Genomic DNA, 21665 nt, shown 5'->3' on the forward strand with positions numbered 1-21665 from the left:
GAGAGCATTTATGAAAATCATCCACACGGAAGCTACATAAACCTTAAATTGGAAACTCTTAATTACACTTATCATATATCATATTGTATATGAACTCAAGTTGTTTCCAGAAGTATTATAGTAGTCTGAATACTAATAACAAAAAACTATTTACAGAAAATTTAGCGTCATTGGGAGTAAACCATTGCAATCATATATGAATCAATATATAATTCCGTTATTATGGAAAATAAAATGAATAAACGCCAATATGCTTATAAAGTGATTCGTACAAGAATCGTAGACGGTACTTACGCCCCTGGCCAAAGGATTATAATCGACCAAATTGCTAAGGAGGTCGGCTCTAGTCATATACCTGTAAGAGAAGCCATTCATCAATTAGAGTCCGATCAACTAATTGAATTTAAACCAAATATCGGAGCAATCGTTCGAGGAATTGATAATAATCTTTACATGGAAACCCTTCATGTTTTAGCTTTATTAGAAGGACATGCAACCGCACTTAGTGCTCCGTTTATTACATCAGACGGACTAAAGAAACTGGATAATATTAATAAAGAGATGAAAGAGATGCTAGAAAGCTATGAGTTAGATAAATTAGGAGTGTTAAATAGGAAATTTCACTTCCATATCTATTCTTTTTGTCCAAATAACTTATTAATAAAAAATATTCAAGAAACCTGGAGTCGATTAGATATTGTTAGACATGCAGGCTTCACCTTCTATCCAAAACGTACACCACAATCTATCGAAGAGCATTCTATCCTCATAAAATTGTTGAAAGAACATGCAGCTAGCTCGGAAATCGAAGACTATGCACGTAAACATAAACTACTTACACTGGAAGCATTTAAAAATCGGAATTAATATCGTTGTTATTCTACATATTATTACCCATTAAGTTGAATAAATGATTCCATTGAATACCGCTTCGGCTACGTATCCCGTGCCAATAACTATCACAATTCGAATCCTTTGAATTATGATAGTTATTGGCACCAGATTCAATATAATTATTGGAATGAGTCCCCCCTCTATTGGCCATTCCATTATATTAGTTTTTTAGTATTTTATTGAACTCGCCTATCGATTTATTCATTCGATTTTCTGCTTCTTTCATCATGCCTTCAAGTAAATCCTTCACAGTCGGGATGTTTTCAATCAATCCTGCAATTTGACCACTATTGATAAATCCATTCTCCATATCGCCTTCGATTGCTCCTTTGACATGTTGTATTTCCGACGTCATTTCATCATACTGTTCCAATGTCATTCCAGATTTTTCTAAGTCATTTAGTTTCATAGCATAAGGCGTTTTTAATATCCGTCTTAGACGTCCTACACTACGTCCAAGTAATAACGTTGCCGTATCACTTGCTGCTACAAGGTTCTGCTTATACGTGTCATGAAATGGCGCTTCCTTCGTCGCAATTAGACGGGTACCAATTTGCACACCACTTGCGCCTAACATAAGCGCAGCTGCCAATCCTTTGCCGTCACCAATTCCCCCCGCAGCAATTACCGGCACTTTTACATTCCTCACTATTTGCGGTATTAGCGTGAATGTCGTCAATTCCAGGTTAGAGTTAATGCCAGCTGCTTCAAACCCTTCTGCCACGAGAATATCTGCCCCTGCAGCTTCCGCTTTAAGTGCGTGTTTCACCGAAGCTACAAGCGCAATGACTTTCACACCATGTTCGTGTAGGAGAGCTATGTAAGGTACCGGGTTTCCTGCTGATAGTGAAACAACAGAAATATTATGCTTGATTGCAAGGTTGATCAAATCCAATGCATATGGTGAAATACTGATCGCGATATTGATTGCGAATTTCTTATTCGTTAGTTTTTTTGTTTCCACTATTATTTTTTCTACTTCATCCGGACTCATCGTTCCACACCCAATAGTGCCAAGACCCCCCGCTTCTGAAACTGCTGCAGTTAGCTGTGCATTACTAATATTCCCCATTCCACCTTGAATAATTGGATAAACAATTTGAAGCTCCTCACAAACGTATATCATTTCCCTCCCACCCCCGTGTTATTATGTTATACTAAATTTAGTTAAAAGACAATTGAGAAAAATTTAATAATTGGGGGTTATTTTTTTGATAATCACATTTAAAGGGAAAAGTCCTGTTCTCGATCCGACGGTTTTCGTCGCGCCGGGCGCTAAAATTATCGGGGAAGTTCAAGTTGGTGTAGAATCTACTATTTGGTTTAATACGGTCCTCCGAGGAGATGAAGGCCCTATTACGATTGGAAATAGATGTAGCATCCAAGACAATTCAACTATCCATTTATATGAAGATTCTCCTGTTATTATCGAAGATGAAGTTACCGTTGGACATAATGTCATTCTGCATGGTTGCAGAGTCGGAAAACGTTCGATTATTGGAATGGGTTCTACAATTCTTGACCATGTGGAAATTGGTGAAGAATGTATTATAGGAGCCAACACATTGATTCCACCTGGGAAGAAAATTCCTCCTCGCTCACTAGTTGTCGGTTCACCAGGGAAAGTAGTAAGGGAATTGAACGCCAAAGACTTTGAAATTATTCAATTGTCGATTGATTCATATGTCCAAAAAGGCTACGACTATCGGGAGATTTTTAAAAGCGAGGAACAATAATTGAGTGGACTACATGAAGGATTCTGTACAAAGGTACAAACCATTAGCTAACTCATTTCATGGGGGGCTACAAACCAAAATGATTTTGGCTCCCTATTTCTTTTGATATCTTAACGGATTAGCAGGGATATATTAACTAATGTAAGATTTTCAATTGGTTCACCCTTTGACATACTATTATCCTCCATAGTGTAGGTTGTAGTAACACAGATCGAAAACTTTATTCCTAGAGTGACACTTATTTGTATACGACAAAAAAACGCTGAACTATTCCGACTCAACGTTTTGAATGTATTTCAGTAACACTAGTTTAGAAACTGGTGTTTCTTAATTCTCTTTACACTTTCTCTGGCAGTCCATACTTTAAGGAATTTGTGTTAAATCGAACTTCATTGATTTGTTTTTTAGCTTTAATAGCTGAATCAGCAATGGATTTAGACATTTGTTCTTTCGATATACTTCTCCATTTTTCATCTTTTTCATTATAAAAATAGCTATATGTAATACCTCTTGATGAAGAAATCACTGCCCCGAGCCCTTTTTCATCGAAAAACGCAGCTAGATCTTCAGCATTTCCACCTTGTACACCTAACCCAGGAACTAAAAATATAGAATACGGCAACAATTCTCTGACCTTTTTTGCATCCTCTGGGTAGGTTGCTCCGACGACAGCCCCAATAAATGAGTAATTATTATCACCTTTAGTCGCTACAGCCGCTGCATTTATTTCTTTAGCCAAATGCATGTATAAGATTTCACCATTTTGTAAAATTAAATCTTGTACTTCACCAGATGAAGGGTTTGATGTTTTTAGCAACAAAAATACCCCTTTTTGATTTACTTGAGCAGCCTCAATAAAAGGATTGTACCCGTCACTTCCTAAAAAGGGATTTACAGTGACCATATCACCCGATATAGGTCCATTTGTTAAAAATGCTTTTGCATACGCTTTTGAAGTTGGACCAATGTCTCCTCTTTTCGCATCATTAATCACTAGTAGATTTTTAAACCGAGCATATTCTAATGTTTGTTCTAAAGCTTGGATACCCAAGCTTCCATATATCTCGTAATAGGCAAGTTGAGGCTTCACCGCTACCACGTGATTACAAACTTCATCTATTACTAACTTGTTAAATTCTACTATAGCATTACATATTTCTTCTATTGTGGGCGTATTTTGGTTTAACAAAAAATCAGGGAAAAACGTTATATCAGGGTCTAGTCCTACAACCAAAGCCGTGTTTTTTCTAATGCTATGCTCAATTACTATGTCTGCAAAATTTTTCATTTACTTTGCTCCTTAGTGTAATAATCTAGTATTTTAGTTCAATATGATTTAAGTACTACCTATGATTAAGATGCTCTACTATTTTTGTCATGGGCTCAGTTTCATTTTGCATAAATTTGAAAATCAGCTATGCTTTTAAAAGTTTCTAATGTCTTCTATTACACTTTTTAAAACCTCGATTGATTCGATTGTGTTATTCTCGTATTCCAAGCTATGGTTGACGTTGGGAATGAGTCTCGAGACAATTTCCGGGTTGATTGCTATTTGATTAAATCTTTTCTCGATATAATAACTGTCATTATCTCCGATGAAACATAATCCCCTATTATTACTGCTAACCATTGCATCAAAAACATCATCCCTTTGGATCAACGGCGTTAGCCATACTGCTTTAGCTTCTCTAAAGATATCCCTACATAACTCAGAACTCATAGCGATTGTCCCAAGCGATTTGCCGATTATATAAAAGTTTTCATAAGAAGTATCCTTTAAAAAAATATCAAGCACTGTTCTTACATCAAACTTAATTGCTTCGCTTATTTCTTCCATACTAAATTCGGCATAGGCTTTATCATTGTATTGATAATTAACTTGTAATACATCAAAGCCATTATTTAAGAATATATCTCCTGAGTAATGAAAAAGAGGACTCCGAACGGTATATCCTGCACCGGGAAGAAAGATGGATAAATTTTTCGAGTTTTCTTCAGCCCTCAATAAAGTATAGGGTATATTCATTTCTTTATATCCCTTAACGCTTTCTGTATTTGTTTTCAACATCGTTATCTCCCCCGTTTCTTATCTATTATACATTTCGCCCAATCGATATGTATGAATATTTCATTTTTTATCCCCATGTTTTTCATTCATTTTGACTGTCTGTCAACAATCGAACTACCACAACTTAGAGAATACAATAACAAGGATATATATATCATTTAGCACCAACCAATTAAAATTAGCCAAAAAGAAAAGCACCGCTAAATGCGATGCTAATTGGTGTTCTAAAGGGTGCTGATAAGGACAACGTTTGGTATGTTTAATGATCTTTTTATATTCGAACGGAACCTATTACTGTTCAATTGTTAATTAGTCACTAATAAGCGGATGATCATCTGCGTCATACGTTTTGTCTTTCCGGCGCATGTCATTGTCTTCTTGGAATACACCTTCGAAAAACCTGCTTGCTGGTTGTGCCAGCAATTTATAATATTGCTCAAATAGTAGAGTGGCATGATTACCACTCCACACTTCAGGTAGAAGCACTTTTGGGAGACCTGGATCTGTAAAGAGAAACTTTCGGTATTCGTGTACAAGGTTGGTACGCTCTACGAAACACTCTGCATCCGTCATTTTACCTTCGTTTATTATACTTTGATGGACAATGTATTTTTTGCTGTACGTCGCTATGAATTCTTGATATTTCCCTTCAATTTCTTGAAGGGGCCAGCTTTTTTTAACGAGCATCTTGTCCGCTTGCGGTCCTTTATAGTCACATACAAAGAAATCCACGTAAGATTGAATCTCATATTTTTCAATAAGAAGATTCACTTCTTTTTCGAGATTATTTGGCGAAATCCAGCATCCATTGGAAAAGCTTCCGAATCCACTCCATAATAACTCTTTACGAAGTTCATCACGAATTTGTCTTTTTTCTTCCGGAATCGTATACATAAGCATACGCCATTTTCTGTCCCATTCATTTGGATTCAATTTAAAAATACGGATTGCCGCTTCTTCAATCCGTGCTTCCCCACGTGCCGTCAAGAAATAATAGCTCTTATTGCCTTGCTTTTCGGATTGAATCCATCCTTGTTTCATCATTCTTGAGACAGCTACTCGAACCGATTGTTCATTATGACCAAATTCCTTCAATAACCGAATCAGGCTGCCAATCCAGATTTTATTGCCATAATGGCGGATATAATCACCATAAATTGTAAATATCATTGATTGTGTATTTGCTATAATACTCACTCTTTCTTTTTATCGTCCATTTTCAATATATCATGATTCGACACTTCTTTCATTATATTGTTATATAGATGTTGAAGTCTCGAATACGTTACATTAACTAGCTTATACACCGAAGCGGTATTCAGTTGAATCATTCACTCATCCAAAATAGAGTCCATGATAGTTATTTCCCCATACATATCGGACTTCTTTTTCCCTGAATGCGTGCAGTGCTTCCATCCAATCTTCGGGTGGAATTATTAAATCATAGGCTATAGATTCTTTTTCCGGAAGAATTTAGGCCATTGAAGGACAGCCATATTCAACTAATTATTCTGCTACATTCTCAACAATTACTGCAATCCCCTGGCCTACCCCAATGCACATCGTGGCAAGACCATATTTAACGTCTTGTTTTTTCATTTCATAAAGAAGTGTTGTTAAAATTCTGGCCCCGCTAGCACCTAATGGATGTCCAAAAGCGATTGCTCCACCATTGACGTTTACTTTTTTGTCGTCTAACTCTAACTGACGTATACACTCAAGTGATTGAGAAGCAAAGGCTTCATTCAATTCGACAAGTCCAATGTCATTTGTAGTCAATCCTGCTCGTTCCAATGCTTTCCTTGATGCATAAATTGGACCTAATCCCATTACAGCAGGTTCAAGTCCTGCCGTTGCCCCGATAACATATCTCGCTAATGGCTTGAGGTTTAGCTCTTTCGCTTTCTCAGCACTCATAATAAGCAAGGCAGACGCACCATCATTAACCCCCGATGCATTTCCTGCTGTAACAGTACCACCTTCAAATAACGGCTTAAGCTTACCTAGCTTTTCAAGCGTTGTATCTAGACGTGGATGCTCATCCTGATTTACAGTGATGTTGTTACCTTTTCGGTCTTTATATACGACTGAGACGATTTCTTCCGCAAAACGATTTTCTTCCATTGCTAATTTTGCGCGTCGCTGGCTTTCATAAGCAAATAAATCTTGTTTTTCACGTGTTATCATATACCGCTGAGCGACGTTTTCGGCTGTCTGTGGCATTGTGTCTGCTCCATACATTTCCTTTAACTTCCTATTCGTAAAGCGCCAACCGATTGTTGTATCTTGTAATTCCATATTGCCACGTGGAAAGGTTTTATCAGGCTTCGCCATGACAAGGGGTGCACGCGTCATGCTTTCTGTTCCACCTGCAATGTAAATTTCGCCATCTCCAACAGCTATTGCTCTTGCAGCGTAAATAACAGCATCAAGCCCTGAACCGCAAAGACGGTTAATCGTCGTGCCTGCCACTTCGACAGGAAGTCCCGCCAACAAGGCGGACATTCGAGCCACATTACGGTTATCTTCCCCAGCTTGATTTGCATTTCCAAATATAACTTCCTCGATTTTCTCTACAGTTAGGTTGGGGTTCCGTTCGACAAGTGCCTTAATAACAACTGCACCTAAATCATCCGGGCGTACATCTTTTAACGCACCATTATATCTTCCGATAGGTGTACGGACAGCATCTACAATGACTACTTCTCTCACTTCGTCACCAACTCTTCCCCAAGTGTATAGTCGTATACGCCTTTACCGCTTTTCCGACCAAGGCGGCCCGCTTTTACATACTGCTCCAAAAGAGGCGCTGGGCGGTACTTCTCACCAAGTTTTTCGTGTAAATATTTCAAGTTATTCAAACGTGCGTCAAGACCCACTAAATCTACCAGTTCAAATGGACCCATGGGGTAATTCAGACCAAGCTTAATCGCTTTGTCAATTTCTTCAGGCGTTGCAAGCCCTTCTTGCAACATGTAAAACGCTTCGTTGCCAACAAGTGCACTGATACGGCTTGTGACGAACCCTGGAAATTCATTAATAACAACCGTTTCTTTTCCCATATTCATGGCTACCCGTTTAATCGTTTCTACTGTCTCACCACTCGTTTCAAATCCCCTAACAATTTCGATTAGAGGCATTTTATGTACAGGATTAAAAAAGTGCATAGCGATTGTTTTTTCTGGACGATTACCGAATGAAGCAATTTCAGTCGGACTCATCGTTGATGTATTCGTTGCAAAATAACAATCCGCAGAGGCATGCTCTTCAATTGTTTCAAATACTTGCTTCTTAATTGCAGCCTTTTCAGGAACAGCTTCAATAATTAAATCCGCGGTCTTTGCTGCTTTAGCCAAGTCACTTTCATAGCTTAAATTGTGATGCGCTTGTTCAGCCTGATCTGCCGAAATCTTTCCGCGTGCGAGTCCTTTTTCAAAGATGCTATCAATATCTTTTTTTGCATTTTCCAATGCGGATTCATGAATGTCGACAATTGTAACTGTATATCCACCAATCGCTCCGACATAGGCGATTCCTCTGCCCATCACACCGGAACCGACTACAACAATATGGTTAATCATAAGTATTCCTCCTTTTTATGATGAAAGAATACGGACAGGAGATCATATATCCCTGCCCGTTATTATTTAAAAGATAAGTTTAAGTTTTTAATATGGTACAGTGTCTAGCTCCAGGCGCCAGCCCCTCAGGTCATAAGCAATCCAGCTTATGCCTGTCGCGTCTAGCGGGTTCCTTGGCGCTTTTCTTAAAGCCCAAATGGATTTACTGGGCGACTGCCAAAGTACGACATGATACTTTTCGTTTCAGTGTAAAGATCAAGCGATCCGATTGATAACTCACGGCCAAACCCGGATTGTTTATAGCCACCGAATGGTGTACCTGGGAATGCAGAGAATGGCGTGTTGATCATAACAATTCCCGCTTGAATTTGGTTGGCAACGCGTGTTGTAGTTGCAGTATTTGTTGACCAGATAGAAGAAGCTAGACCAAAATCTGAGTCATTCGCTAATGCAATTGCCTCTTTTTCGTTTTTAAATTTCGATACAACGACAACTGGTCCAAAGATTTCTTCACGTACGACTTTCATGTCTTGTGTTACGTTTCCGATTATTGTCGGCGCATACCAAAATCCGTTTTCAAAGCCTTCTGGTTTCAATTCTTTACCACCAGAAAGAATTTCAGCACCTTCATCGATTGCAGATTGAACATACATTTTCACTGTGTTCAACTGGCCTTGATCGATAATTGCACCCATATGTGTTGCTTTATCAAATGGATCTCCAATTGCGAGTTTTTCAGTTTTAGCAATGAATTTCTTAACGAACTCATCGTACACATTTTCATGAATATAGATACGTGTTCGTGCATCACAAGATTGACCTGTGTTATTGAAAGCGCCGTAGAGTGAACCATCAACTGCTGCCTCAATATCTGCATCTTCAAAAATAAGGCTTGGAGATTTCCCACCAAGTTCTAGTGTTACCCGTTTTACTGTTCCTGCTGCTCTTGCCATAATATCTTTTCCAATTGGTGTAGAACCTGTGAATGCAACTTTATTCACTAGATCGTGCTCTACTAAGTAGTTACCAATTTCTGAACCAGAGCCTGGCAAAATGTTAACCACGCCTGCCGGAACGCCTGCTTCGCAACAAATTTCTCCAAGAATAATAGCTGTAAGTGGCGTTAGCGACGCTGGCTTAATAACGACCGAGCAACCTGCTGCTATAGCCGGAGCAATCTTCCAAGCAGCCATCATAAGTGGATAGTTCCATGGAATAATTTGCGCACATACACCAAGTGGTTCTTTTTCAGTGTAGTTATGGAATTGACCAGGTACGTTGTTTACAGTTCCACCGTGTCCAACGATAGCGCCAGCGTAAAATTCAAAGTCTTCAATTGCTTGTGAAATCTGCCCTTTAGCAGCCGCAAGTGATTTACCTGTATTCAAAATTTCAAGCTCTACAAGCTCATTAAAGCGTGAGCCCATAATAGCTGCAATTTTGTTTAGTACACGTGCACGACGTCCAGCAGGAGTTATTTTCCATTTCCCATTATCGAATGAATCTCTAGCAGCTTGAACAGCTTTTTCAGCGTCTTCTTTCGTTGCTTTTGCTACTTCAGCGAGTAGTTCACCAGTCGCAGGATTATAAATCTTTGTGCGCTCGCCACTGCTGCTTTCCACTTGTTCACCGTTAATGAAAAGCTTGTAAAAGTCTCGCTTCATTGATTCTTGCTGTAATGTTCCTTCTTGAATTGTGGTCATTGGTTTATTCCTCCTATTGTCCTGAATAAACAGGTTTTCTTTTGTGCATAAATGCATCGATACCTTCGCGATGATCGCTCGTTAAACCAGCTATTCGCTGCCCTTGTGCTTCTTGCTCAAGATAATCTTCAAATGAAAGATCATTAACCGCTTTCAATGAACGTTTAATCAAACCGATTGCTTTTGTCGGCAGAGCTACAAGACGTGCGGCAAATGCGGTAACGTCAGCATCCCATGTTTCTGATAAAATCAGTTGTTTTGCAAGACCCATTGCCACTGCATCTGCAGCAGGTACTTTTTCACCTAAAATAGCTAGTTCCGCCGCTTTGGCTTGGCCAACTAATTGCGTTAAATAATATAAATTACCTGAATCTGGAATAAGGCCGACATGGATGAACGCATTCAAAAAACTAGCACGTTCAGAAACAAGCCTGAAGTCACAAGCAAGTGCAAGGCTAAATCCCGCTCCAGCAGCTATCCCATTTACTGCAGCAATAATCGGTTTTTCACATTGTCTAATTTGCTTAATCATCGGACCATAATGGTCTCTTAACACTTGACCATGATCCATTAGTTCATCAACTTCCGACAAATCCTGTCCTGAACAAAACGCCCGTCCTTCGCCAGTAATGACAATACAACGAACTTCGTCATCATTGGAGGCGGCTTTGACTGCATTCTTCACCTCTCGGTTCATCTGTGCAATAAATGCATTCAGTTTGTCAGGTCTATTTAAGATGAGCCATGCAACTCCATCTCTGACAGCGTAACGAATCGTCTCAAACATTTACACACCCCTTACTTTCCGTGATAATCCGGTTTTCTTTTCTCAACAAATGCGTTCATACCTTCTTTTTGATCTTGTGAAGCGAAAAGTAGGTAGAAATTTTTTCGTTCATATTGCATTCCTTCATATAACGGATAGTCCACTGCTTTATTAACCGAATCTTTAATGAGGCGCAGCGATAGTGGTGGCTGTTTGGCAAGTCGATTTGCGAATTTCATCGTTTCTTCCATTAATAGTTCAGGGGCAACAATTTTGTTGATGACTCCGTGTTTCAGAGCTGTTTCTACGGAAATCCTCTCCCCTGTCCATAGCCATTCCAATGCTTTCGTACGGCCCGCAAGTTTCGTCAGCCGCTGTGTACCTCCTGCACCTGGCATGACACCAAGGCCAACTTCGGGGAATGAAAATTCTGTACCACTTGCGGCAATTAAAAGATCACAGCACAGTGCAAGCTCAAATCCTCCACCAAAAACAAGGCCTTTTACTGCTCCAATGATCGGCTTTTTAATAAGAGCAAAACGATCCCAATCAGCAAATTGGTTCAGGAGTTCGAGGCTAATTGGATTATCATTTGTCATTTCATCAATGTCAGCTCCAGCTGAAAATGTGCGTCCTTTTCCAGTGAGTACAATAACGCGAATGTCTTCTTCACGGTCAAATCGCTCCATTGCTGCGACGATTTCACCAACCATTTTTCGATTCAATGAATTTAACTGGCGTGGACGATTCAATTCAATCACCACGATATTTCCCATTACTATCGTTTCTATGAATTCATAGCCGTTCATTACGCATCTTCACCAATCATTAATGTGACAAGATTACCTGCAAACCCCATTAAATCCTTACCGGATGCCTTCCCTTCCGGTGAGCGTAAACCTGCCTGCAACGCTTCTAAATTGTCATACTGCATTTCACATGTGAGGTAGTATTTCCCTCCCCCCCCCATTGGAGACCCCGTGATTTTAGTCACTTTCATTTCGCGTAGTCCAGGGATTTTAGCTGTAAGGGGTCCATGAACATTAAAGTAATGATCATCAAATTCCTCTTTGTTTTCAGGGTGTTTGTATAATGCGATTAATTTAGCCATTTTTTCTTCTCCTCCATTTACATTAGTGTTGAAACTGGTTTCATTGCCTCAAATACATTTTTACAGCTCTTACAATACAAAATACTTCTGCATGCAGTCGGTCCAAAAACATTTTCCATTGTCACATATGTAGATCCACAATAAGCGCAGTCTACATGCCACGAGCCATCCTCTTCAAAATTACGGGGTGGTGGAGCTATTCCAAACGCTCTCAAATTCACATGCCCTTGTTCTGTTATGCGGTCTGACGTCCACGGTGGATGAAAGACGAATTCCACTTCAATAGTCTCAACTTCCGGAATTTCCCCCACTGCATTTATCGTATTATTTTTAATAAATTCGAGTGCCGGACATCCCAAAAAGGTCGGAAGTAGAGTGATCTTCACGTTATTTCCTTCGACTGTGACCTCGCCTACCATACCGAGGTCCATAATGCTCACTGAATCAATTTCAGGATCTTTAACATTCATAAGTACTTCAAAAATGCGTTCTGTTGTAACATCTTTAAACGTAGTCATACTATTCACCTCTTTCCTTGTTCCGTTTACCAGACAGCTACCGGGTCAAGCTTATAAACTTCGGAAAGTGTGAGAAGCGCCTCATCCAAATCTTTTGTATGCTCGCCGTTACGTCCGTTTTTAAAGGTGTGAATCGAAATGGCCGGCACTTCCATTTTCAGAGCTGCGAATACAGAGCTAATGCTAGCTGTCCATTTCTTCTTCATTTCTTCCTCGCTATCTATTAAGTTACTGTTTTCAATCTCTTGTTTCTGATTTCCATACGAAAACACATCTCCAAAGTCCGCCATAACAAGAATGATTGCATCATTCATTTTGTTTTTTGCGATATCTGTTGAATTCATTAATTGTTTAAACCAGGTTTCCCAGTGCAATCTATGATAATAAAGTTCCATTTTCACTTTTATAGCCACTTCAGCCAGAGGTCTGTACGAACTTCCGCATAGCGAATCGACTTTCACTTTTTTTGCCTGGGTGAAAAAATAACTTCTAACAACTTGATATGCCCAATCGTATTGTGGCGTTTCCATATAATAGCCTTCCCCGTTCACCCGCTCAGTTACTATACTGTTTCTTCTTTCATGTGCCTGTCTCAAATGGGCGAGATCATCCGCTTTTCCCATCCCTAAATCTTCGAGGAGTTTGTAGTACATTGCCGCATGCCCCATACTATCTTGGCTAATTGAAGAAGAAGCGACATCTTCCTCAATATGGGGAGCGAGTCCAAGCCATTCAGATCCACGGTAGGAGTACAATAAATCATCATCCGCCAACTGGAATAACAAGCTCGTTATCGCTTCTTTGTTTTCCGCGGTCAGACTATTTTCGATGGTGCTCATTTCCGATCTCCTCCCCATGACAAGATTTCTTTTTCATCCAACATTTCTTGTTCGTAATGACGCCACTTTTTCTTTAAGTAGCCGTATCCTTTTGTCGTACGATAATCTTTATTGTCAAGTCTGCCAAGTGTCATTTTTTCTTCTGTATCCATCTTTCTAATATGCTTTCGATTCACTATCCAAATGTCAGCAACCGGTTCCCGACGCATGAAATTTTCCTGTGCCAAAATGAATGCCATTTGTTCGTTTGGAGCCAGTAAGCTGAATTGATGCTGGAATGCAGAGCTTGGTGTCCGCTTGCTAAAAACTTCATACTCTTGATAAAACATTTTCTCTTGTGCCATTTCCTTCTGACTCCCCTCATTAATTAACTGTCACACTTAGTGCATCACGCACCCATGCGTTATTTTCATAAGAAGACCGGCGCAAGTTCAGACGTGCTTGAGAACGTGGCCCTTTATTTTTAATGATTCTCTTAAACTCTTCCCAATTTGGTTGCTCGTATGACCATAACTTGCTTTCTTTATCGTAGTGGAAAGTCGTATCTGGAATTGTTAATCCTAGGGATAAGATTCGCGGAATGTATTTATCGAAAAATAATTGCCTGAAATCTTCATTTGTTTTCGTACGGATTTTATATTTAATCGTCAAGTCTTGCTTCGATGAACCCGTCGTTTCTTTGCTTGCCGGTCCAAAGAACATTAGTAGTGCTTCCCACCAACGATCTAACGCTTCCTGAATCATTGCTTTTTGATCATCTGTGCCTTCTGCTAATGCCATAATGATGGACTCTCCATGCTGTGCATGAAATACTTCTTCAGCACAAATGCGTTGCAGTGCTCTTCCATAAGGTCCATATGAAGCCTTAAGCATATCCGTTTGTGTAATGATAGCTGCTCCATCAACAAGCCAGCCTATGATGCCCGCATCCGCCCATGTTTTTGTTTCCATGTGAAATACATTATGAAATTTCAAATCCCCATTGAATAAGTCTTGCATTATATCTCCACGATTTTTTCCATAAGGCAGTAGTAAATCTTCCGTAACTCGAAGTAGTAGCTGACCATGGCCCATTTCGTCCTGTACCTTTGCCATAATGCCAAGCTTTCTACTAAGGGTCGGAGCTTTCGGTACCCATTCTTTCTCTGGTAGTGCTCCCATTATTTCGCTAATGCCATGCATTGAAATCAATTTAATCAATGTCACTCTATACTCTTCAGGCATCCAATCATCTGCTTCTATTTTGTCGCCTGCTTCAATACGTTGCATAAAGTGCGCTAATTTATCTTCATCGGAATTGTGCAAACCTGTCATCTCATAGCCCCCTAATTTAAGGTATGTGTTTTCGCCACCTTATATAACAACTTCACAACGTAAGTAGTCAACTGAGTTATGTTTATAGGCATACGAATCTGATAATTACGTATGCCTTGTCTCTAAACAGTTCTTCTCAAAAACGATTGACAATCAACTTTCCTTTCAATATTGACTTACACGCCGACTACATTTTTGTTTCTTAAATCTACAATTCGAATTGCTTTTCCTACTGATCTGGGTAAGGTTTTAGGGCTGTTCAAAACGACATCCATTGATATCAAACAAGCTGATTTTATCGATCTTTGAATTTCTATTTTCAGTTGAATTGCTCGTGTATCAGTCAAATCTTCAGCAATCGTTTCATAAAGATTAGTGTCAACTTCAACATGCAACTCCACGTTATCCATCGCTTCAGTTCTCACTAAACGAATTTGATAATGAGGTACAAGACTTTCCACTTTCAAAAGCACTCGTTCTACCTCTGAAGGGAAGACGTTTACGCCGCGAATAATCATCATGTCGTCTATACGGCCTTTCACTCTCGACATTCTTGTGGTGGTTCGGCCACATTTGCATATTTCACGTGAGATTGAAGAGATATCACCAGTACGATATCTGATTACTGGAAGCGCTCTCTTCGTTAAACTAGTAAATACTAGTTCCCCTTCTTCCCCTTCAGCAACCTGTTGAAGCGTTTCAGGATTAATAACTTCAACATAGAAGTGATCTTCCTGTACATGTAAACCATCTTGCGCTTCGTGGCATTCAACCGAGACACCAGGCCCGATAATTTCGCTCAATCCATAAATATCAACCGCTTTCAGATTGAATGTTTGCTCTATCTTTATCCGCATTTCTTCCGACCAAGATTCAGCTCCGAAAATTCCGTACTCCATTGACGATTGCCTTGGATCTATGCCTGCTTCTTTCATTTTTTCTGCAATATTCAACATGTATGAAGGAGTACCGCATATCCCCCTCGGTTTAAGATCTTCAATCATCATTATCTGCCTATCCGTGTTCCCACCTGACATTGGTACAACAGCCATCCCAAGAGCTTCCGCACCATAATGAAGCCCGATTCCCCCTGTAAATAAACCGTAACCATAGGAATTATGGAAAGTATCCGACTTTTCACCACCTGCTGCCACAATTGAACGCGCAACGACTTCGGTCCACACTTTTATATCATCTAATGTATAGCCAACAACTGTCGGTTTCCCACTTGTTCCAGAAGACCCGTGTATTCGGACAATCTCCTCTTGCGGCACTGCGAATAAACCGAATGGATAATGATCTCGGAAGTCCTGTTTATTCGTAAATGGCAATTTCGCGATATCATTCAAACCTTTAATATCCGCTGGGACAATTCCCGACTCTTCAAATTTTTTACGATAAAATTCAACATGCTCATAAACGGCTCCAACCGTATTTCGCAAACGGTCAAGTTGGAGACTTTCCATTTCATCATGTTTCATCGTTTCGACCTGTGGATTATACAATCGACTTCCCCCCAATCTTCACATTAAATCTGCTCTAGCAATCATGTGTAAGGGTCCTGCGCTCAGGTTATACACCGTATTCAAAAACTTATTCAGTTTGAAATAAACAATAAGAATATAATGTAACAATCTTAAAACGACTAATCTAATTTCGGTAATATAATTATAGATTAATTGCAAGAAACCTAAAAGTCAACAATTGTATCTGAATATTCTTTTTTCACACGAGCATTTTCCCTCCCGATTCTTATCCGAATTAAATGCAAAAATCCCAAAAACTAAAAGAATATTGGCGAAATTTTTCCGTTGTTCTTTTTTCACGTTAATCAACACCTCATACTATTCTTGCTCAATGCTTTTTTTCATTTTAAGGAGTGATTTCACCACTCAAAGGAACGGGAAGTAAAAGATTCAAAAATGCCAAGTGCGAACACAATTTAATATGGTTGTACAATAAATGACGTTGATGAAAGAAAATCCCCATCCCTTTTTTAGGAAATGAGGAGAATCTTCACTAACGTCATTTTTTATAAATATATGGGACCAAGTAATCCTGCTACCCGCTGATTTCCGTTCCGAGCGGACGCTTTCCGCGGGCACGGCCTCAGCCTCCTCGTCGCGAAGATCGCGCTCCTGTGGGGTCTTCGGCTCGCGCTGTTCCCGCAGGAGTCGCCGCTCTGCACTCCAATCAGCTAGAAAGTGTAGGGGTCATAAGTTCAATATAAATAGAAAACAAGTGAGATTCTCTGTCGAATAAAAGTCGACCAAAACCATCATCCAGGAGGGAATTCACTTGTCATGTTCTACTAGTATAAAATCTTTGCTTGATATTCAAGACGTGAACATTATTGTTGACGAAAATTGTGTAAAAGAAGGAACCTACAAAGGAAAAAGGTGTAAATACATTTCCGGGAAGTTAAGCTATATTCCCACACATTGCGTGAAATGCGGTGTGAAAAACACCGACTTTACAGTCTATAAAAACGGGACACAATTATCCAGAATTACCTTACCCATGACGGGTATAAATCCAACCTACCTACTTCTAAAGAAACAACGTTTCATGTGCCAGACCTGTCAATGCAGTTTTACTGCCAAAACACCTATTGTTCAAAGGAATTGTTTTATTTCACAAAATGTAAAAGCGCAGGTCATTTTAAAGTCTGCCGAAGCACAGTCACTTACGTCTATCGCAAGGGATTGTTCAGTATCACCACCAACCCGTTCAACGTCAAATTTACCAAGCCGCAAAACAATTTATCCCGCACTAAAAAACACTACCTAAGCATCTTTCTTTTGATGAGTTCAAATACGTAAAAGGTGAAATGGCCTTCGAATATATAAATGCGGAATCAGGAGACATATTGGATATCCTAGACAGACGAAATAATCGTAGGATTAAGAATCACTTTATTGTGAACTACAGTTTGACTGACCGTCAACATGTGGAAACCGTACCAATTGATATGAATGCGGGTTATGTAAGTGTGATTAAAGAGTTATTTCCACGGGCGAAAATTATCAATGACCGATTCCATCTGGTTCAACTGATTAATCGCTCTATGAATAAATGTCGTATTCAGGTCATGAATCAGCTAAAAATGTCCCATGGGGACGATATGAAGAAATACCGTCGCCTTAAGTGTTATTGGAAGCTATTATTAAAAAAACATTCAGATCTATCCAGCGTAGAATATAAGTATTATTCATTGTTCGGTCAACGTACAGGGCAAAGTATTATAGAAGAGATGTTATATTATGATCCTGCCCTAAAAGAGAACTATGAACTTTATCAAGAATTAATGGAATCCATTTCAGATAAGGATTTCGGAGCATTATCGTCATGTTTAATAAATCCTGTTCCATCTGCAATTTCAAAATATATGAGAACAAGCTTAAAAACGTTGAGAAAACATCTTCCATTTATAGAAAACAGTTTTATTTACCCCTACAATAACGGAAGAATTGAAGGGAACAACAATAAGATTAAGGCATTGAATCGTGTCGCCTACGGGTATAGAATCTTCCAGAACTATAGAAAGCGAATTCTGTTACACTTCAAGTTAAAACCATCGGTTAAGCAGAAGGAACAAGAACAATCCCATGTTGATGTTGCGTAACATTTTTGAGGATTAAATAGGCTTGGAATTCTTTTGTCTATTTTTATGTGACTTATAAGTGCAATACTAGTTGTTTGTAGTGCAAGATGGCGACTCCAGCGGGAACAGCGCGAGCTGAAGACCCCACAGGAGCGTGCTTTTTGCGACGAGGAGGCTGAAGCCGTGCCCGCGGAAAGCGTCCATCTGGAACGGAAAACAACGGGATACATGGAAGACTATATGAAAAAGGACTATCCTAAAAATCAGCTTTACTGACTTCTTGGATAGCCCGACAATAACTAAATTATGGTTGGCTACTATTCTTCACCAACGTCATTTGACAAAGAACCTTTAAAATTGCGTTCGCACTTGGCATCGATTTATTCTGATGAATGTTTTGTTAGCCCTATTATCAATAAAAGGATACATTATAGGAATCGCTCTACCGCCCGACAATAACTGTAACTCGAGCTAATGGAAGGCTTTGTCCTTATTTGAAACTGTAGTGTTAAGCAGTTCTCCTTGGTTCGGAATAGCGATGACTTCATGATTCCAGCATTAGTTACAAGACGAGGTAAATAGTAGTGATAAGGAAAGTATATTCACTTATACAAGAGATTTCACACTCGTTTTCTCTTCCTTCCATGCAGGTAACATTTCATCTTCACGGTAACCTAATACGTATTCAGCCTGCACAACTGTATGGATCTCACGTGTTCCTTGGAATTCCGCAAATAGCGTTCGACTGGATACTCATCTGAATAACCGTATGCACCGTGGATCTGAACAGCATCATCCGCAGCTTTATTGGCAAAACCACATATTTGCTATCAACTGTTGAAAAAAGTTGATGTTTGCGGATTTCTTTACCGAATGGCTCACGTTCATGATAATAAGCAATACTTGTTTCTATATACGTTAACTAATCGCAATTGAAACATACTGTGTCTCCAGGTACGCTTCAATTCCTTCACGTCCGCCTTCCCTTCCAACTCCACTCTCTTTCATCCCTCCGAAAGGGGCCTGCACTGCCGTGGGAGTTCCATCATTCCAACCCACAATACCAAAGTTAAGCTGTTCGATTAATCGTGTACCTATAGCTACGCTATCAGTGAACACATAGGCAGCCAAACCATATGGTGTGTCATTCGCTAGGGCGATTGCTTCTTCTACTGTTTCCACTTTTTGAATAGGAGCTACAGGTCCAAATGTTTCTTCTTTCATGATGACCATGGACGGATCCGCGTTGCTAATGACTGTAGGGGCATAGAAAGTTCCCCCATCTTGTGTAATTAACTTGCCTCCAGTCATAAGTGTAGCTCCTTTAGATAGTGCATCCTCAACATGATGTATCACCTTATCGAGACTTGCTCGATTTATTAATGGTCCAATATCTACATTTGTATCTGCACCATTTCCTACTTTCAACTTATTAACTACTTCAGAGAACTTTTCTACAAACTCGTCGTGAATACCTGACTGTACATAAATACGATTGGCACAAACGCACGTTTGACCGGTATTTCTAAATGCGGAGGCAACCGCACCTTTCACAGCTAGATCCAAATTGGCATCGTTTAATACAATCAAAGGTGCATGTCCACCAAGTTCAAGTGATAATCGTTTTACTTGATGTGCACTTTGTTCTATTAATACTTTCCCAACTTCGGTAGATCCGGTAAAGGTGATTTTTCGGATCTTTTCATTTTTCATTATTGCTTTTCCGATTTTACTTGAAGATCCCGTCACCAAGTTAATGACACCTTTAGGAAACCCTGCTTTTTCACATAACTCTATCATTTTTATAGCTGTCAGCGGGCTTTCACTAGATGGTTTAATAACAATGGTACAACCCGCGGCTAATGCCGGCCCCATTTTTCTCGTTAACATGGCAGCTGGGAAATTCCAAGGAGTGATAGCTGCTACCACTCCAACTGGTTTTTTCCAAACTTGCAAGCGTTTACTCGTCGTGTGAGTTGGCAAGATTTCTCCATAAACGCGTTTTCCTTCTTCAGCGAACCATTCCAGATAAGCAGCGGCACTTGTCACTTCTCCTATGGATTCATTAATTGGTTTGCCCATTTCCATCGTCATTATTTGAGCTAATTCATCCCGATGTTCTATCATAAGCTCATATAGCCTTTTCAAATAAACTGCACGCTCATAAGCTGTCGTTTGTGACCATGATTGAAACGCATCATGAGCAGCTTCAATAGCCTTGTTTGCGTCTTCTTCTCCCCCAATTGGCACACTACCTACGATTTGGCCATTAGCTGGATTTACAACATTTAATTCTTCCAAATTTTGTCCAACCCATTCACCGTTTATATAGAATAAATGTTGCTTCACATTCAACGTTTGTTTCATTTTCTACTACCTCCACTCTCTATTTTTCCGATTAACCGTTCGTTTTCTACACTAAAGTTAGTTCTACCTGAAGTATACGCTTTTAAGGAAAATTTTTCACTTCAAAAAAGAGCCAATAATATAGACAAGGGAATCCCGTCTGTATTATTGGCTCTTATCTAGTTATAGCTTCATTCGTTCAATAGAGCCTGTTCGAATTAGCAGTGAATTAGTGTTTATATCAATTAATATAATAACCATATATATAAAGCAGTAGTTAACAGTTTGTTCCGGATATATAACTCAAAAATGCTAGCTTCGAATTCCGTGTCAGCTTCTTCCATGATTTAAAGGGCTAAAATGGCATCAGCAACTAGCGCCAGGTAGTCAAAGCACCATTCAATTGAATCATTACTTCAACTCATATACACTACTGCCTATCAAAATTCCCGTTTTTCACTAAGGTAGCCCTTACTTTCACTTCATTTCAATTGTTTTCTTCAATTGTTTCAAGTGACGTTTTTCATGCAATCCGACAAATGGAAACCATTGAATCAAAGGAACTTGCCCAAAAATCGGATGTTTGAATGATTTTTCTCTAAGTTCTTCTTTTGTGCTTGATTCATACACATCTAATAAGAAGATGCGCGAATCATACAGTTCGTTTTTCATCTCTATTTTTGATTTGTACTCTTCAGTAGGTTCAGTATACCCTGGGGCATCCACTTTTACTAAGCGAATCGTCGAAAGTGCAATTGGTTTATTCATAGATTTCGGGCTATCAGGATTTTTTAGCTCTTTGGCTATATTTGTCGCAATCACTGTCTCCATCCGTACAAGATGTTCAAATATTTGTTTTGGAGACCATCCACCATTTGAAGGTATTTTATTGAACTGTTCATCTGTTAATCCTTCAATTGATTTAAATAGCTCTTTTCGGATGACTGTGTTTTTTTCTAAAATCATTTAGATATCTCCTTTGATAACCTCAAAATCTTTTCCGTTGTTTTGCGTTTGTAGGTAGTCTGTTACACATGAAATTTCAGTTTATAGTTTTCGTGTGCAAGTCCATTTGCTAGTGTATTGATTTAGTTTACTTTTTGTTTCCTTACCTACAATAGAAGTTTTTCTTCTTTTTCGCAAGTGGTTTTTCAAAAAAAAAACAACCCCGCTTAAAACAATTTC

At 39.3% G+C, this 21665-nt stretch carries 22 protein-coding genes and 1 pseudogene; 4 read left to right on the forward strand and 19 right to left on the reverse strand.

The genetic code is table 11. From position 1 onward, the window contains the following. Window positions 1–222 precede the first annotated feature (222 nt). On the forward strand, window positions 223–867 hold the full coding sequence (locus FQ087_RS08310) for a GntR family transcriptional regulator (RefSeq protein ID WP_149579995.1): 645 nt from the start codon (window positions 223–225) through the stop codon (window positions 865–867). Window positions 868–1054: 187 nt separating this feature from the next. On the opposite strand, the gene FQ087_RS08315 is transcribed toward FQ087_RS08310, so the two are convergent. Beyond that, on the reverse strand, window positions 1055–2020 hold the full coding sequence (locus tag FQ087_RS08315) for an NAD(P)H-dependent flavin oxidoreductase (protein WP_149579996.1): 966 nt from the start codon (window positions 2018–2020) through the stop codon (window positions 1055–1057). Between the two features lie 85 nt (window positions 2021–2105). On the opposite strand from FQ087_RS08315, the gene FQ087_RS08320 reads away from it, so the two are divergent. Continuing rightward, window positions 2106–2630 carry a gamma carbonic anhydrase family protein gene (locus tag FQ087_RS08320; RefSeq protein WP_149579997.1) on the forward strand — a complete coding sequence of 175 codons (525 nt, stop codon included), beginning with the start codon at window positions 2106–2108 and terminating at the stop codon, window positions 2628–2630. Window positions 2631–2967: 337 nt separating this feature from the next. Here FQ087_RS08320 and pyrF read toward each other — a convergent pair whose 3' ends face one another. The 15 genes from pyrF to FQ087_RS08390 form a co-directional block, all read right to left on the reverse strand. Beyond that, on the reverse strand, window positions 2968–3918 hold the full coding sequence (pyrF, locus tag FQ087_RS08325) for an orotidine-5'-phosphate decarboxylase (RefSeq protein WP_149579998.1): 951 nt from the start codon (window positions 3916–3918) through the stop codon (window positions 2968–2970). Window positions 3919–4053: 135 nt separating this feature from the next. Further along, entirely contained in the window at window positions 4054–4698 is a 645-nt protein-coding gene (locus tag FQ087_RS08330; RefSeq protein WP_149579999.1) for an alpha/beta hydrolase, read from the reverse strand. A 309-nt stretch (window positions 4699–5007) separates the two neighbouring features. Further along, entirely contained in the window at window positions 5008–5889 is an 882-nt protein-coding gene (gene paaX, locus FQ087_RS08335) for a phenylacetic acid degradation operon negative regulatory protein PaaX (protein WP_149580813.1), read from the reverse strand. Between the two features lie 2 nt (window positions 5890–5891). Then, window positions 5892–6029 carry a hypothetical protein gene (locus tag FQ087_RS22395; RefSeq protein ID WP_188006675.1) on the reverse strand — a complete coding sequence of 46 codons (138 nt, stop codon included), beginning with the start codon at window positions 6027–6029 and terminating at the stop codon, window positions 5892–5894. 175 nt (window positions 6030–6204) lie between these two features. Further along, window positions 6205–7410, reverse strand: coding sequence for an acetyl-CoA C-acyltransferase (locus FQ087_RS08340; RefSeq protein WP_149580000.1), 1206 nt, complete (start codon window positions 7408–7410; stop codon window positions 6205–6207). After that, window positions 7407–8279, reverse strand: coding sequence for a 3-hydroxyacyl-CoA dehydrogenase (locus tag FQ087_RS08345; RefSeq protein ID WP_149580001.1), 873 nt, complete (start codon window positions 8277–8279; stop codon window positions 7407–7409). The genes FQ087_RS08340 and FQ087_RS08345 overlap by 4 nt, the downstream gene beginning before the upstream one ends. Before the next feature lie 185 nt (window positions 8280–8464). Beyond that, window positions 8465–9982, reverse strand: a complete 1518-nt coding sequence (locus tag FQ087_RS08350; RefSeq protein ID WP_149580002.1) for an aldehyde dehydrogenase family protein — start codon at window positions 9980–9982, stop codon at window positions 8465–8467. Between the two features lie 13 nt (window positions 9983–9995). Beyond that, entirely contained in the window at window positions 9996–10769 is a 774-nt protein-coding gene (locus FQ087_RS08355; protein WP_149580003.1) for an enoyl-CoA hydratase-related protein, read from the reverse strand. Between the two features lie 11 nt (window positions 10770–10780). Then, window positions 10781–11557 (reverse strand): enoyl-CoA hydratase/isomerase family protein, encoded by a 777-nt coding sequence (locus FQ087_RS08360; RefSeq protein WP_149580004.1) that lies wholly within the window; start codon window positions 11555–11557, stop codon window positions 10781–10783. Then, window positions 11557–11859, reverse strand: coding sequence for an EthD family reductase (locus FQ087_RS08365; RefSeq protein WP_149580005.1), 303 nt, complete (start codon window positions 11857–11859; stop codon window positions 11557–11559). The genes FQ087_RS08360 and FQ087_RS08365 overlap by 1 nt, the downstream gene beginning before the upstream one ends. Before the next feature lie 17 nt (window positions 11860–11876). Continuing rightward, a complete protein-coding gene (gene paaD / locus FQ087_RS08370; RefSeq protein ID WP_149580006.1) occupies window positions 11877–12377 on the reverse strand; it encodes a 1,2-phenylacetyl-CoA epoxidase subunit PaaD in 501 nt (166 codons plus the stop codon). Between the two features lie 26 nt (window positions 12378–12403). Next, window positions 12404–13216, reverse strand: coding sequence for a 1,2-phenylacetyl-CoA epoxidase subunit PaaC (paaC, locus tag FQ087_RS08375; RefSeq protein ID WP_149580007.1), 813 nt, complete (start codon window positions 13214–13216; stop codon window positions 12404–12406). Further along, on the reverse strand, window positions 13213–13560 hold the full coding sequence (gene paaB, locus FQ087_RS08380) for a 1,2-phenylacetyl-CoA epoxidase subunit PaaB (protein WP_149580008.1): 348 nt from the start codon (window positions 13558–13560) through the stop codon (window positions 13213–13215). The genes paaC and paaB overlap by 4 nt, the downstream gene beginning before the upstream one ends. 19 nt (window positions 13561–13579) lie before the next feature. Continuing rightward, the gene (paaA, locus tag FQ087_RS08385) at window positions 13580–14530 is read right to left on the reverse strand and encodes a 1,2-phenylacetyl-CoA epoxidase subunit PaaA (RefSeq protein WP_149580009.1); all 951 of its coding nucleotides are present in this window, start codon (window positions 14528–14530) and stop codon (window positions 13580–13582) included. A 176-nt stretch (window positions 14531–14706) separates the two neighbouring features. Beyond that, entirely contained in the window at window positions 14707–16011 is a 1305-nt protein-coding gene (locus FQ087_RS08390; RefSeq protein ID WP_188006726.1) for a phenylacetate--CoA ligase family protein, read from the reverse strand. Between the two features lie 817 nt (window positions 16012–16828). Between FQ087_RS08390 and FQ087_RS22955 the strand changes: the two genes are divergently transcribed. After that, on the forward strand, window positions 16829–17320 hold the full coding sequence (locus tag FQ087_RS22955; protein ID WP_255452179.1) for a transposase family protein: 492 nt from the start codon (window positions 16829–16831) through the stop codon (window positions 17318–17320). Between the two features lie 40 nt (window positions 17321–17360). Continuing rightward, window positions 17361–18155, forward strand: a complete 795-nt coding sequence (locus tag FQ087_RS22960) for an ISL3 family transposase (protein WP_255452180.1) — start codon at window positions 17361–17363, stop codon at window positions 18153–18155. 585 nt (window positions 18156–18740) lie between these two features. Here the strand turns inward: FQ087_RS22960 and FQ087_RS08400 are convergent. From FQ087_RS08400 to FQ087_RS08410, 3 genes and pseudogenes are all read right to left on the reverse strand, one after another. Further along, window positions 18741–19047 (reverse strand): annotated as a pseudogene (locus tag FQ087_RS08400) (acyl-CoA dehydrogenase family protein); the annotation flags it as partial. 5 nt (window positions 19048–19052) lie between these two features. Then, window positions 19053–20501, reverse strand: coding sequence for an NAD-dependent succinate-semialdehyde dehydrogenase (locus FQ087_RS08405; protein ID WP_149580011.1), 1449 nt, complete (start codon window positions 20499–20501; stop codon window positions 19053–19055). Between the two features lie 456 nt (window positions 20502–20957). Beyond that, a complete protein-coding gene (locus FQ087_RS08410; protein WP_149580012.1) occupies window positions 20958–21446 on the reverse strand; it encodes a DinB family protein in 489 nt (162 codons plus the stop codon). Between the last annotated feature and the right edge of the window lie 219 nt (window positions 21447–21665).

This window comes from Sporosarcina sp. ANT_H38, from assembly GCF_008369195.1.
Taxonomy (GTDB): domain Bacteria; phylum Bacillota; class Bacilli; order Bacillales_A; family Planococcaceae; genus Sporosarcina.